Here is a 12,106-nt window from a genome sequence, read left to right on the forward strand (position 1 = left end):
TCTGTATGGTTGCCCACAGAAGACAGGGGATGATTGGCAAAAATAGAGGGGGAGACACCAGTGAAAAAGATCATGACCAAGCCCGTATTGGCGGTCGTTACGGCGGCGGGACTCATCGGCTGCCTGACGCCGATTTTTGCAGATGCCAGCTCCAGCAGCACGCCGGCGACCAAGGTAGTGATGAGCGACGAAGGCAAGCAGGTTACCCGCTACAACCTGAAAGAGCTTGCGAAAAACGACCCGGCTACGCTGAATATGCTGCTGAAAAACCAGGCAGACCATTTGTACCTGATTGTAGATCCGATCCATCTGAATACGAAGCTGCAAACATACATGGAAACGAACAAGTCGGAGTGGGAGCGCATTTATCGCGACTATTACGGCGACATCTGGCTGGAAGTTCGCCGCACAGAGGCGGACGAGGAACTGGTCAGCGTGAGCGCGCAGACCGAAAACGGCAAGGTGTACATCAAAGGCATCGTGACGCCGGAAGTGACGAAAGTAGTCGTGACCAAGCCGAACGGCGACTTTATCGAGGCAGTGCCGACGAGCGAGCATTCGTTTACCGTCAGCTTTGCCGCGCCGGAAACAGATTCCGTCCAATACGTCACCGTACAGGCGTATGCCGGCAGTCTGTTGGCGGACAGTGAAAAAGTTAAGCTCATCCCGCAGGCTGACGAGGAAAAAAGCAGGCTGATCCACGCCTTTTCCGTGTACGACGCCAAAAAAGCCGAATGGCAGGTAAAAGGTGTCGTCAAGCACGGAGCGGACAAGGTCGTCGTCTCCTACAACGGCGTGAAACAGGAGACGAGCTTGAAGAAGCTGTGGGACGGGGTGGACAGCTTCAGCGTGACGGTCAAGGACGTGAAGGCGAAAGCCGCAAGCGACGAAGCGCTGGTCGAAATATATGAAGACGGGAAAAAAGTCGACTCCGACACGATCAAAGTCGATGTCGTCAACCCACCGGACAAAGACCCTGGCGCGGCCTATGCCATTGCCGGAACGGCAGTGCACGATTTGAAGAAAAAGTCCGTTCAACTGAAAGGCACCGTCAAGGGCTGGGACGAGAAGCAAAAAGCAAAGCTTGTCGTCGTCACCCCGGACGGCAAGAAAAAGGAGATCAAGCCAAACGACAAGGGCGAATACACCGTGACCTTTACCTACAAAAACCGCTCGTTTGCTGCGAAAACCGTCCATCTGGAACTGTACGCGAAAGACAAGCTGGTAAAGCAGGCGGACATCGCGCTGAGCACGAAAATTACCGCCGTGCCGAAGAAGGATGACGATAAGGACGACAAGGATAAAGACAAGCACCACTATCCAAACGGAAAAGCATACGGCTATTGGAAAAACTACGACGGCAAATGGAAAGATGGCGACAAAGATGACCGCGACGATGACCGCGACGACGACGATGACGACGACCGCGGCAAAAGAAGCGGCAAGTAGTCTCGTTTACGGCTGCTTGTAAGTCTGAACATACTCGACCAGCTCGCGGATGTAATCGCCGAGGATAGGGATCGAGAGAAACTGCGTCAAAAGCGAGCCGAGCAGCGCCAGCACGATCGCTGTTCCAATCGTCAAGCCAAGACCCCGGGCAAGCCCTGCGAGGAAATTGATCCAGAGCAGCTTGCGCGGGGCTGTGTAGTTTTGGATCACGTCTGCGAGCCGGATATCCTCCAAAAACATGGCGATTTTGTCCATGCGCTCGTTCATTTTCCGCACTTCCTGCAGCTCGTGGAGGACCTGGTCGATTTTGTGCATAAGCCGGTCTGTAGGCGTAGGTGCCACTTTTTCCAACCTCCTTATCCGGTACGGCTTTGTTTTTTACCAGTGTAGGGAAAAAAACAGGCAGAATCAAGGCGTGGAGGAAACGTTTGCCTAATGGCAGATGCGAGGGGTACAATAGACGTACTACCGTTTACGAGGAGGCATCCGAATGGCTGAAACCGTATCCCAAACCTTGTCGGAAGAACTGTTCGCGCTCCTGCAAAAAGAGCGATTTGTGACGCTCGGCACCGTCGATCACGAGACAGGAGCGCCATCGCTCAGCTCCTTGTCCTGGACATTGGCGGTGAACAGCGGACTCATCCGCTTTGCCGTGGATAACCGCTCGCGCATACTCGCCAATATTGCCAAAGAGCCGCAGGTCGTCCTGCATCTGATCGGGGCAGGCTCCTCTTTTGCGATCAACGGACGCGCCGCAGTGAAAGCCGAGCGGCTGGAGGGCGTTCCGCTGAAGCTGGCGCTGGTGGAGATCGCGATTGACTCCGTCCGAGACGTCATGTTTTACGGCTCGCGCATTTCCGTAGAACCGCAATACGAAAAGACGTACGACAAAAACGCGGCTGCGAAGCTGGACAACCAGGTCATGACTGCGCTGAAAAACGCCTAGTCAAGACGGCCGCACAACAGTGGAAAATCCTGTTGACAAAAAACCGCCGTATCCTTTAGTATTAGGTCATTCAAATTGAATAGCAAAACTTCTTATCCAGAGAGGCGGAGGGACTGGCCCGATGATGCCCGGCAACCAATCACCTGCATGTTCGTTCATGCGGGGAGATAATGGTGCTAATTCCTGCAGAGTTTTTTAACTCTGAAAGATGAGAAGGTCTTGCTTACGGTGACGTAAACAAAGCCTTCTTTCAGAGGAAAGGGGGCTTTTTTCATGCCCCTCGTACATCATTGGAGGGAGAGAGTTACGTATGAGACTGGAAACAAAATTGATTCAAGCAGGCGTAGGCAGAGATGAAAAAACAGGGGCGGTCAGCTTTCCTGTCTACTATGCCACCGCATATCGCCACCCGGCATTGGGGCAGAGCACAGGCTTTGACTATACACGCACGGCCAATCCGACCCGCACGGTTTTGGAAGAAGCCATCGCCGAGGCAGAATCGGGCGATGCGGGCTTTGCCTGCGCATCGGGAATGGCGGCGGTTCATACGGTCATGGGGCTGTTTTCCCAGGGAGATCATCTCATTGTGTCGCTCGATTTGTACGGAGGGACGTATCGCTTGTTTGAGCAGGTGCTTTCCCGCTACGGCCTGTCTTTTACGTACGTAGACTTGCGCGACCTGGAAGCGGTGCAAAACGCGCTGCGAGCCGAGACAAAGGCGATCTTCTTCGAGACGCCGACGAATCCGCTCATGCAGATTACCGATCTTCGCCAAATCGCCGGGCTGGCAAAGCAGCATGGACTTTTGACGATAGTCGACAACACGTTCATGACCCCTTATTGTCAACGCCCGCTGGAGCTTGGCGCAGATATCGTGTTGCACAGTGCGACGAAGTACTTGGGTGGCCACAACGATGTACTGGCCGGACTGATCGTGACAAAAGGCGAGGAGTTGTCGGAAAAAATCCGGTTTTTGCATAATTCCATCGGAGCGGTATTGGGTCCACAAGATAGCTGGCTGTTGGTACGCGGAATGAAGACATTGGCGCTGCGCATGGAAAGACATCAGACAAACGCGCTCGCGGTTGCAAAAAAGCTGCAGGAGCATCCGGCTGTCGCCGAAGTGTTTTACCCAGGGCTGCAAAAACACCCCGGGCATGCCATCCAGGCGAGCCAGGCAAGCGGTTATAGCGGTATGGTTTCATTCCGGGTACGGTCTGCGGAGCAGGTGGGCTTGTTTTTGCAAAATCTGCGCATCGTTTCTTTTGCGGAAAGCCTTGGCGGCGTCGAATCGTTGTGTACGTATCCGGCGACACAGACCCACGCTGACATTCCGCTGGAAGTACGGGAGTATGTCGGCGTTTGTGACCGATTGCTGAGGCTGTCGGTCGGGATTGAGCATCCGGAAGACTTGATCGCTGATCTGTTTCAGGCTTTGGACGCAAGTCTTGTCGTTGGGGGGGCTGCGCGATGAATTTCGCAACGAAGGTTTTGCATGGCTCTACTTGCATCGATCCGTTCACAGGGGCGTCGTCGGTTCCGATTTACCAGGCTTCCACGTTTCACCAGTTTGATCTCGACCAGCCAGGCACGTATGACTACGCCCGTTCCGGCAATCCGACCAGACACGCGCTGGAGGAAGCGATTGCCGCTCTCGAAGGCGGCGCGCGCGGCTTTGCTTTCTCGTCCGGCATGGCGGCGATCTCCAGCGTGTTCATGCTGTTTTCGGCTGGCGACCATATCGTAGTCGCGGAGGACGTGTACGGCGGCACCTTCCGCTTTTTGACCCGCGTGCTGTCGAGAATGGGCATTTCCGTTACGTTTGTCGATGCGACCCAGACAGAGGCCGTGCGGGAGGCGATTACTCCGGCGACCAAGGGAGTGTATCTGGAAACGCCGTCCAATCCGACGCTGAAAGTGACCGACATCGCGGCGGTGTCAGCCGTTGCGAAGGAGCACGGGCTGCTCGTCATTGTCGACAATACGTTTTTGACGCCGTACTATCAGCGGCCGCTGGAGCTGGGGGCGGACGTCGTCATCCACAGCGCGACCAAGTTTATCGGCGGCCACAGCGACGTGGTTGCCGGGCTGGCAGTGACGCGCGACGCCGCGCTCGGCGAGCAACTGTACCTGATCCAGAACGGCATGGGCGCGATTCTTGGGGTACAGGATTGCTGGCTCGTCATGCGCGGGCTGAAAACGCTCAAGGCACGTCTGGATGTCAGCACAAAGTCGGCAGGGATTCTCGCGGAGTGGCTGTCCACGCACCCTGGCGTGAGCCGCGTTTACTACACGGGCTTGGCTGACCATCCGGGGCATCTCGTCCAGCAACAGCAAGCAAGCGGCCACGGTGCGGTTCTGTCGTTCGATGTAGGGAGCCGTGAGCGAGCCAAGGCGTTGTTTGACCGGGTGAAGCTGCCGATTGTGGCAGTGAGCCTGGGGGCTGTCGAGACGATCTTGTCGTATCCGGTGATGATGTCGCATGCGGCGATGCCCGCAGCGGAGCGGGAAGCGCGCGGCATTACCGATGGCTTGATCCGGTTGTCCGCAGGGTTGGAGGACGTGGACGACTTGCTCGCGGACTTGAAGCAGGTACTGGACGCATTGCCGCCGCTGAGTTCGGTTCAGTCACAACAATCCGTCCAGCCGCAACAAAAAGAGGCATTCTCCCGGGCGTAATTTCCCGAGGCGAATGCCTCTTTTTTACTGAATCGGAATCTTCCACGAAAACGCGTTCGCTCATCCTTGAAATGGCTTCGAGAGAGTTTTTTTTATGGTGCGCCTGTGCGGTTTACGTTGATCTTGTCGTTTCCTTGCGGTGTCGCGCGGCCGTCTTTGTTGATGCGCTGTTCATTTTCCTGCGAGGGCGTTTCCTCCCGCTGCCTTACGTCGCGCGGCAACTGTGGAATGATGCGGCCGACGATGTCAGCCAACTCCTCGGCGAAGCCCGAGATCGGGTGGCCCCGGCGAATGTCCGCAGCCATTTCCTTCAGGCGCTGGACGATGTCCGGATCGGCTGTCACGATTGCGTTTGCGCCCTGCGGGTCTTCTTTCATCGCTTCGGCAACGGTGTACTTGATGACGCCGACCTCGGGCCGATCGAGATGGGCATCCACATCAATCCCGACGACAGCGATCTTGCCGATGACGACCGCCGTCGCACCGTTAACCTTTTTCACACGGGTAGCCAGTTGCACAAGCCGGTCGGCCGTCGCTTGCGAAGATTGGTTGTAAGCTGGTTCCGGAGCCGTTTGCTGGACGCGCTGGGTATGAGGCACTTGCTGGTTGGGCTGTGGGGCAGCCTGATTGGCTGGCGGCTTGTTGTTCGACATGCATCCAGACAAAAGCAGGCTGGCGCCCAGGCAGCCGATAATCATCCGTTTCATACGCATTCTCCCTTTCCCCGTAATGCCTCCTGAAAGCGGAGGGCAGGTTACCTGTATTTTGTCCTTGCAGCCCCATTTCATTCTGCCAAAGGGCCGTCTATCTCTGTCCGACCGAACATAGACTGTAGTACATCACGTCGCCACAATTGAGCATCCCTCCAAAAATTGCATACCGTATATAAGAAGGGTAATAGGAGGCGAGATTTTGAAGAAAATCTACGTACTGGACACCAACGTACTCCTGCAAGATCCACGGGCGATGTTCTCTTTCGCTGACAACGAAATTGTCATACCCGCTGTGGTGTTGGAAGAAATCGATTCCAAAAAGCGGTACATGGATGAAATTGGCCGCAACGCTCGGTACGTATCGCGGCTCTTTGACAGTTTTCGTGAGCTGGGTCATTTGCACAAAGGCATTACCCTGGAGACAGGCGGGCTATTTCGGGTGGAGCTGAACCATTCCTCGCTTCATCAACTGCAAAAGCAATTTACGGAAATGACCAATGACAACCGCATTTTGGCGGTCGCACTTAATCTGCAGGAGGAGGAGAACCAATCCCCACAGCCCAGACCCGTCATATTGGTGAGCAAGGATGCGCTCATGCGTGTGAAGGCAGATGCCTTGAACATTTCGGCAGAAGATTTTCTCTCCGATCGCGTAGTGGGGGAATTTTCCAGCATCTACACGGGTTATCAGAAAATGCTGGTCGCCTCGGAGATCATCAAGACGTACTACGCGACGAGAAAACTGCACTTGGCCTCCTGTTTCCCTCGCTACCGCTTTTATCCGCATCAGTTTCTCGTACTGAAGGATGAATGCAACCCGTCCATTTCTGCCATCGGAAAAGTGGACCCCGATGGAAAAACGCTGGAAATGCTTGTTTCAGACGACGATCCGATTTGGGGCATCCGGGCCCGAAACGTGCAGCAACGGATGGCAACCGATCTCTTGCTGCGAGATGATATCCCGCTGGTGACCATGACGGGCAAAGCGGGGACAGGAAAGACGTTGCTGGCGCTGGCAGCGGGGCTGCTGCAGATCGAAGACCAGCAAAAGTACAAAAAACTGTTAGTGGCACGACCTATCGTTCCTTTAGGAAAAGACATCGGTTATTTGCCCGGCGAGAAAGAAGAAAAACTGCGGCCGTGGATGCAACCGATTTATGATAATCTGGAATATTTGTTCAACACGAAGCGACCAGGCGATCTCGATAAAATTTTGGCGGGGATGGGCAGTCTGCAAGTCGAGGCGTTGACGTATATTCGCGGTCGTTCCATTCCCGGGCAGTTCATCATTATTGACGAGGCGCAAAACTTGACGAAGCACGAGGTGAAAACGATCCTGACGCGGGTAGGGGACGGCTCGAAAATCGTCCTGATGGGCGATCCGGAACAGATCGACCATCCGTACCTGGACGAAAGCAACAACGGACTGACGTACGTGGTCGAGGTGTTCAAGGATCAGAAGCTGGCCGGGCACATTCGCCTGGAAAAAGGCGAGCGCAGCGTGCTTGCCCAGTTGGCTGCCGATTTGTTGTAAAAAATCGTGTATGAAAACCGGCTGGCTGACCATACTATAGTTGTCGAGCCCGACGATTCATGTAAGAAACGGCGAAATGCCTTGCAGGAGGCGAAGATCCGTGGATAACCATGAACAAGCAGTCGACGAAAGTCGTATGGAAATAAGCCGATTCCTTGGGTAACCTATCTCTTTCATGGAGGTTGAAGTGCCAAAGAGAATAACCGGTAAAACCCCATAAGCAATCGGGCTCGACAAAGGACCGCTCCCTATTTGGGAGCGGTTTCGCTTTTTGGCGCAAATCAACGTGCGTTCCACGTCCATAAAAAAACGCGGACAGCCGTGTGGACGGCTCCGCGTTTTGCAGGCAAATGATAAGGGCTAGGCTTTGGCTGCGGCAATCGCCTTGCGCAAGGAAGAGATCATGCCGATGTGCATGCCTTCGTGGAACAGGGTGAAGACCATGATTTCGCCATACGTGTGCATAACACCCTTGTCTCCCAGTTCAAACGGCTTCGGGAGCGACTCGTTCAGCCGGGATTGGAATTGCTCCTTGATGCGAGCATGCTGCTCCTTCAACTGGGCAGCCAACGTTTCCAGGGAAGGGATGTTTCCCTGCCAGTCTGCCGGTTTTGTCCCTGGGCTAAACATAGCCGCGTAGGACGGAGGACAGTTCATTTTGGCTGGTCCAAGCAGCAAATAATCTTGCGTGAGCAAAATATGGCCGATATTCCAGCGGATGTTGTTTTTAAATCCTTCCGGAACGATGTCAGCCTCCTCCTCAGTCGTCTTGGTCACGTCCTCCAAAAACAGGCCGCGAATCAAATCGTATTGATTCCAAACGAATGAATAATCCTGCATGGCGAAAACCACCTTTCGTCAATTTCCATTCGTCTCCATGTTACCGTAAATCCGTAGCGAGGAAAACAAGCCCGGACAATTTTTTGCAAGTTGTCCTCCTCCCTTCATACATATATATCAAGGAGGGAGCGCACATGGTCACGTTGGACTCATCCATTGCCTTTTTTGTTTATGTAACCGCTGTTTCCAGCGCAGCGGCAGGTGTGACAGAAGCGTTCAAATCGATCATTCCGTTTTTGTCCACTGACTACGAGCCGAAGGAAGACTGCTGGGAGGACCAAAATGAGGCGGCGCGTCTGATGCACTACAAACGCTTTTTCAACCTGCTCATCTCGGTGTTGGCCGCCGGCGCGATTTTTGGCATGCTCGGCCTGGACCCGGCGCTGATTTTGACCGGAGCGGATTCGGCTTACGTGGAAAATCCATGGCAGGTAGGAACATGGCTGTGGGGCATTATCGCCGTGTTCGGTTCCCCGTTTTTTGCTTCGGTCCTGAAAATTTTGGAGGGATTCAAGCAGTCGGTCAATAACAGCAACCCGCCGAATCGCCCGCGGCAGAAGGTGAGCGGCCCGCGGGAATGACCGGCCACAGCTTGAACAGTGCCTGCCGCGTGCGGTAAGATAGCAAAAGCACATACCGCTAAAGTAGGTGGGCACGATGGCAAAGCGAAATTCATTCGGAATATTGGCATGGTTGGCGCTATTCATCTTCATGCTGACAGCCTGTTCGGGGCAGTCGGAGCCGTCCGGCGTATTCGATCCGGAAAACCAGCGGGAATACGGCGTGGGCGGAATTTACTTGGGCCAAAACATCAAGGAAGCGATGGACATCATCAAGCCGAGCAAAGCCGATTTTATGGACATGGTGTCTCGGGAAAGCTACACGGTGGACAGAATGGCAAAAGGCGAAGGCGAGGCCGTCATGGGCATGCTTTTGCTCGATCGCACGCAACTGCTCGTCAAGGTCAGAAAAGGCGAATTGAGCTCAATCATGCTCGGCGGAGTGGCAAAAGAAGACGCTGCGCGGTTCAAAACGTATCGAGGGCTTGCCATGTACGACAGCGGGGAGCAGTTGAAAAAGCTGTACGGCGAAGGCAGCGGGGAAAAGGAAGTCGTGTACGAAGGCAGCAAGTACACGGCCAACTTCGGCCTTGAAGACAACCAGGTGGTCTGGTTCCGGTTTGACAGCAAGTAGCGAGCAAGCAAGGAAGGAAGTCGCTTGGCTGGCGCAGGGAGCGCATGGCCCGCCAGCCCTGGCAAGCCGACAGAAAGAAAGTGAGTTCTCCCAAAGCGGAGAGCTCACTTTCTTTTTGGGCGAAGGCCGCAGTCAGCGCATCGGCTCGGCTACGTTTTGTGCAGCCACTGCACTTGCACCTGATAGGCTTTGGCGATCCCTTCAACAAGCTCGGTCAGGCTGCTGTCGAGCAGGTAGATCGTCTCTTCTTCCTCCGCTTGCGGGATCGTGCCGCTGACGTGCTCCTTCCACTGCTCAGCCGCAGCCCAGCGATCAGCAGGGGTGCCAGACGCTTTGTCTACCGTAAACAGCGCAACCTGGTCTGCATACACAAACATATGGTCATTCGGCGAGACGAAACCGATATCGTCCAAGTGCCCGACCATCGCTTCGGGAGGAAGCAATAGCAGCGAGAAGCCGTCGCCCAGCATCTGCGACTTTTGCAAAATCGCCTCCAGCTTGTCTTTTTCCGCCTCGTTTTCGACGATAAAAAGCAGTTTGTACCGATCAAAGACATTGACATGGTCCCCGATTTTATGTATGACTTGAGCATAGAAGCCAGGCAATTTCCCGTCTGGGATCGCAAGCTCGATTCCGTACATATGGCGCATGCGCTTCATCCTTTTCTCTAGGCTTTTTTCTTATCGTACCAAAAAAACAGGGAGGTTCCTATGAGCGACCAACAGCTTGCCATCCAATCTTTTGCCTTGGGAGGCTTTCAAACAAACGCCTACGTCCTGACCAACACGGATACAGAAGAGACGATTGTCATTGACCCCGGCATGGAGCCAGCGCGGCTTTTGCAGGCGATTTCCGGCAAAAACGTCGTGGCGATCCTTTTGACACACGCCCACCTCGACCATATCGGCGGACTGAACCAGGTGCGCGCGCTGACAAAAGCGCCCGTGTACATCCATCCGCTGGAACAGGAGTGGCTGACCAATCCCGATCTCAACGGTTCCAGCCGCTGGGGGCTGCCTGAGCCGATCGTGTGCGATCGCGCCGAGCACGAATTGGCTGACGGGCAGACGCTGCAGCTCGCCGGATTTGACATCCAGGTGCTGCACACGCCGGGACATTCGCCAGGAAGCTGTTCGTTTGTGATCGGCAAGCATTGCTTTGGCGGTGATGTACTGTTTGCGCAGAGCATTGGCCGGACCGATTTGCCCGGGGGCGATTACGAGACGCTGATGATTAGCATCCAAGACAAGCTGTTTGAACTGGATGACGACACGATCGTCTACCCGGGGCACGGCCCGAAGACGACGATTGACTACGAAAAAACGTACAATCCGTTTGTGACGGGCATGCTACGGTAAAGACTGCTCGACTCTTTCTGGAGATGCGAAGAGGATTTTGTCGGATGGCGGCGAAAAAGAAGGGGTTATCTTAACGCCAAAAGGAGCTATTGCGATGAAGCAAGCATGGAGCAAGTGGGTCATCATCACAGCGGTCGGCTGTATGAGCCTGGTCGGGTGCGTCCCGCCGGCAGCCCCGGATCACGAAGCTTCCAAGGCTCCTGTCCAGCATGTGACCCCATCTGAGCCCGCCACGCCGCAGCCGCCGCAAGACGAGCCTGTCGCCGACACGGAAGCAAATCCGCCCGCCCCTCCCCCGGAACAGGCGCCTTCGCGTTTTCCGGAACAGCGAATCTCGCTGCTCGCTGTCGGGGACATCATGGTTCACCAGGAGCAAATGGATGCCGTCTGGAACCCTGCGACCAAAACCTATGACTTCAACAAGTTTTTCCCTTATGTCACGCCACTGTTTCAAGAGGCGGACTGGGTGATCGGCAACCTGGAAACGACGATGAGCGGCAGCCAGGCCCGCTATTCGGGATACCCGATGTTCAATTCCCCGGAATCTTTGGCGCAAACGTTGAAGGAAGTAGGTTTTACCGCAGTAACGACCGCGAACAATCACTCGATGGATCGCAAGGAGCAGGGGGTACTGCAGACGATCAAATACTTGGATCAGGCAGGAATTTTGCACACGGGGACGTTTGCCAGCGCCGAGGAACGCAACGAGCCGCTTCTCTTGACCAAGGACGGCTTTACGCTCGCCCTGCTGTCCTATACGTACGGGACGAACGGCATTCCCGTTCCGCCAAAGAAGCCGTACCTCGTGAACCTGATCGCGCCTGAGCTGATGAAGCAAGACATTGCCCGGGCGAAGGAAAAGGGAGCGGACCTGGTCGCCGTGGCGCTGCACTTCGGCGTCGAGTACCAGCGGCTGCCCAATGCGGAGCAAATTCGGACAGCCGAGCTGTGCCTGACGTACGGGGCCGATCTGATTTTGGGCGCTCACCCTCATGTCGTGCAGCCGTACGAGTGGAAGACGGTCACGCGGGAGGACGGTACAGAGCACACAGGACTGATTGCGTATTCGCTTGGCAACTTCGTCTCGGCACAGCGCTGGGATTACAAGGACGTGGGCGCGATTCTCAAGCTCACCTTGCACAAGGACGAGTCCGGAAAAGCGAGTATTGAACAGGCGGAGCTGCTTCCGACCTACGTTCATTTTTTCCGCAAAAACAACAAGCGCAATTACGTGATTTATCCCGTGAATGAAACGCTGGCAGGGCTTATGCGCGGGGAAAAATATCCGACCCTCACCAAAGAAGCGATCCAGTACATGACCCGTTTGCAAAAGGAGATGCCGGTTCACGTGAATACGGCTGTCTCCGGAAAAAAAGCCAGCTAATGGATAGCT

13 protein-coding genes and 1 riboswitch are annotated in these 12,106 nt (G+C 55.0%); of the genes, 9 read left to right on the forward strand and 4 right to left on the reverse strand.

Annotation, left to right across the window (positions count from 1 at the left end):
- Nucleotides 1-60 precede the first annotated feature (60 nt).
- The gene (locus M655_RS10240) at nt 61-1,449 is read left to right on the forward strand and encodes a hypothetical protein (RefSeq protein ID WP_005832751.1); all 1,389 of its coding nucleotides are present in this window, start codon (nt 61-63) and stop codon (nt 1,447-1,449) included.
- Between the two features lie 6 nt (nt 1,450-1,455).
- Here M655_RS10240 and M655_RS10245 read toward each other — a convergent pair whose 3' ends face one another.
- Nucleotides 1,456-1,764 carry a DUF5665 domain-containing protein gene (locus M655_RS10245; protein WP_051353908.1) on the reverse strand — a complete coding sequence of 103 codons (309 nt, stop codon included), beginning with the start codon at nt 1,762-1,764 and terminating at the stop codon, nt 1,456-1,458.
- 175 nt (nt 1,765-1,939) lie between these two features.
- Here M655_RS10245 and M655_RS10250 point away from each other — a divergent pair, with 175 nt between their 5' ends.
- The 3 genes from M655_RS10250 to M655_RS10260 all read left to right on the forward strand — a co-directional run bounded on the left by M655_RS10250 (nt 1,940) and on the right by M655_RS10260 (nt 5,074).
- Nucleotides 1,940-2,395 carry a pyridoxamine 5'-phosphate oxidase family protein gene (locus M655_RS10250; protein WP_003843022.1) on the forward strand — a complete coding sequence of 152 codons (456 nt, stop codon included), beginning with the start codon at nt 1,940-1,942 and terminating at the stop codon, nt 2,393-2,395.
- 89 nt (nt 2,396-2,484) lie between these two features.
- A riboswitch (SAM riboswitch) is annotated at nt 2,485-2,610 on the forward strand.
- A gap of 95 nt (nt 2,611-2,705) precedes the next feature.
- Nucleotides 2,706-3,869: an aminotransferase class I/II-fold pyridoxal phosphate-dependent enzyme gene (locus tag M655_RS10255; protein ID WP_026557396.1), complete on the forward strand. Its 1,164-nt coding sequence runs from the start codon at nt 2,706-2,708 to the stop codon at nt 3,867-3,869.
- Nucleotides 3,866-5,074: a trans-sulfuration enzyme family protein gene (locus tag M655_RS10260; RefSeq protein ID WP_025845106.1), complete on the forward strand. Its 1,209-nt coding sequence runs from the start codon at nt 3,866-3,868 to the stop codon at nt 5,072-5,074. The genes M655_RS10255 and M655_RS10260 overlap by 4 nt, the downstream gene beginning before the upstream one ends.
- Nucleotides 5,075-5,166: 92 nt before the next feature.
- Here M655_RS10260 and M655_RS10265 read toward each other — a convergent pair whose 3' ends face one another.
- Nucleotides 5,167-5,787 (reverse strand): YhcN/YlaJ family sporulation lipoprotein, encoded by a 621-nt coding sequence (locus tag M655_RS10265; protein WP_005832742.1) that lies wholly within the window; start codon nt 5,785-5,787, stop codon nt 5,167-5,169.
- Between the two features lie 199 nt (nt 5,788-5,986).
- Here M655_RS10265 and M655_RS10270 point away from each other — a divergent pair, with 199 nt between their 5' ends.
- On the forward strand, nt 5,987-7,321 hold the full coding sequence (locus tag M655_RS10270; protein WP_007784152.1) for a PhoH family protein: 1,335 nt from the start codon (nt 5,987-5,989) through the stop codon (nt 7,319-7,321).
- A 360-nt stretch (nt 7,322-7,681) separates the two neighbouring features.
- Here M655_RS10270 and M655_RS10275 read toward each other — a convergent pair whose 3' ends face one another.
- The gene (locus M655_RS10275) at nt 7,682-8,161 is read right to left on the reverse strand and encodes a DinB family protein (protein ID WP_005832736.1); all 480 of its coding nucleotides are present in this window, start codon (nt 8,159-8,161) and stop codon (nt 7,682-7,684) included.
- A gap of 134 nt (nt 8,162-8,295) precedes the next feature.
- Between M655_RS10275 and M655_RS10280 the strand changes: the two genes are divergently transcribed.
- Together M655_RS10280 and M655_RS10285 are read left to right on the forward strand one after the other, a co-directional pair.
- Nucleotides 8,296-8,742, forward strand: coding sequence for a hypothetical protein (locus M655_RS10280; protein WP_005832734.1), 447 nt, complete (start codon nt 8,296-8,298; stop codon nt 8,740-8,742).
- 76 nt (nt 8,743-8,818) lie between these two features.
- Nucleotides 8,819-9,355 (forward strand): hypothetical protein, encoded by a 537-nt coding sequence (locus tag M655_RS10285; RefSeq protein ID WP_005832732.1) that lies wholly within the window; start codon nt 8,819-8,821, stop codon nt 9,353-9,355.
- A gap of 149 nt (nt 9,356-9,504) precedes the next feature.
- On the opposite strand, the gene M655_RS10290 is transcribed toward M655_RS10285, so the two are convergent.
- Nucleotides 9,505-10,005: a hypothetical protein gene (locus M655_RS10290; RefSeq protein WP_026557395.1), complete on the reverse strand. Its 501-nt coding sequence runs from the start codon at nt 10,003-10,005 to the stop codon at nt 9,505-9,507.
- Nucleotides 10,006-10,065: 60 nt separating this feature from the next.
- Here M655_RS10290 and M655_RS10295 point away from each other — a divergent pair, with 60 nt between their 5' ends.
- Nucleotides 10,066-10,713 carry an MBL fold metallo-hydrolase gene (locus M655_RS10295; protein ID WP_007784159.1) on the forward strand — a complete coding sequence of 216 codons (648 nt, stop codon included), beginning with the start codon at nt 10,066-10,068 and terminating at the stop codon, nt 10,711-10,713.
- A gap of 94 nt (nt 10,714-10,807) precedes the next feature.
- A complete protein-coding gene (locus M655_RS10300; RefSeq protein WP_026557394.1) occupies nt 10,808-12,097 on the forward strand; it encodes a CapA family protein in 1,290 nt (429 codons plus the stop codon).
- Nucleotides 12,098-12,106: the final 9 nt, after the last annotated feature.

The sequence above is a fragment of the Brevibacillus sp. NSP2.1 genome, assembly GCF_000470975.2.
In the GTDB taxonomy this organism is placed as follows: Bacteria; Bacillota; Bacilli; order Brevibacillales; family Brevibacillaceae; genus Brevibacillus; species Brevibacillus agri.

What these genes read in the sequence shown, in the direction of transcription:
- M655_RS10245 (WP_051353908.1), bottom strand. Translation starts at nt 1,764, where the DNA reads ATGCACAAAATCGACCAGGTCCTCCACGAGCTGCAGGAAGTGCGGAAA.
- M655_RS10250 (WP_003843022.1), top strand. Translation starts at nt 1,940, where the DNA reads ATGGCTGAAACCGTATCCCAAACCTTGTCGGAAGAACTGTTCGCGCTC.
- M655_RS10255 (WP_026557396.1), top strand. Translation starts at nt 2,706, where the DNA reads ATGAGACTGGAAACAAAATTGATTCAAGCAGGCGTAGGCAGAGATGAA.
- M655_RS10260 (WP_025845106.1), top strand. Translation starts at nt 3,866, where the DNA reads ATGAATTTCGCAACGAAGGTTTTGCATGGCTCTACTTGCATCGATCCG.
- M655_RS10265 (WP_005832742.1), bottom strand. Translation starts at nt 5,787, where the DNA reads ATGCGTATGAAACGGATGATTATCGGCTGCCTGGGCGCCAGCCTGCTT.
- M655_RS10275 (WP_005832736.1), bottom strand. Translation starts at nt 8,161, where the DNA reads ATGCAGGATTATTCATTCGTTTGGAATCAATACGATTTGATTCGCGGC.
- M655_RS10280 (WP_005832734.1), top strand. Translation starts at nt 8,296, where the DNA reads ATGGTCACGTTGGACTCATCCATTGCCTTTTTTGTTTATGTAACCGCT.
- M655_RS10285 (WP_005832732.1), top strand. Translation starts at nt 8,819, where the DNA reads ATGGCAAAGCGAAATTCATTCGGAATATTGGCATGGTTGGCGCTATTC.
- M655_RS10290 (WP_026557395.1), bottom strand. Translation starts at nt 10,005, where the DNA reads ATGCGCCATATGTACGGAATCGAGCTTGCGATCCCAGACGGGAAATTG.
- M655_RS10295 (WP_007784159.1), top strand. Translation starts at nt 10,066, where the DNA reads ATGAGCGACCAACAGCTTGCCATCCAATCTTTTGCCTTGGGAGGCTTT.
- M655_RS10300 (WP_026557394.1), top strand. Translation starts at nt 10,808, where the DNA reads ATGAAGCAAGCATGGAGCAAGTGGGTCATCATCACAGCGGTCGGCTGT.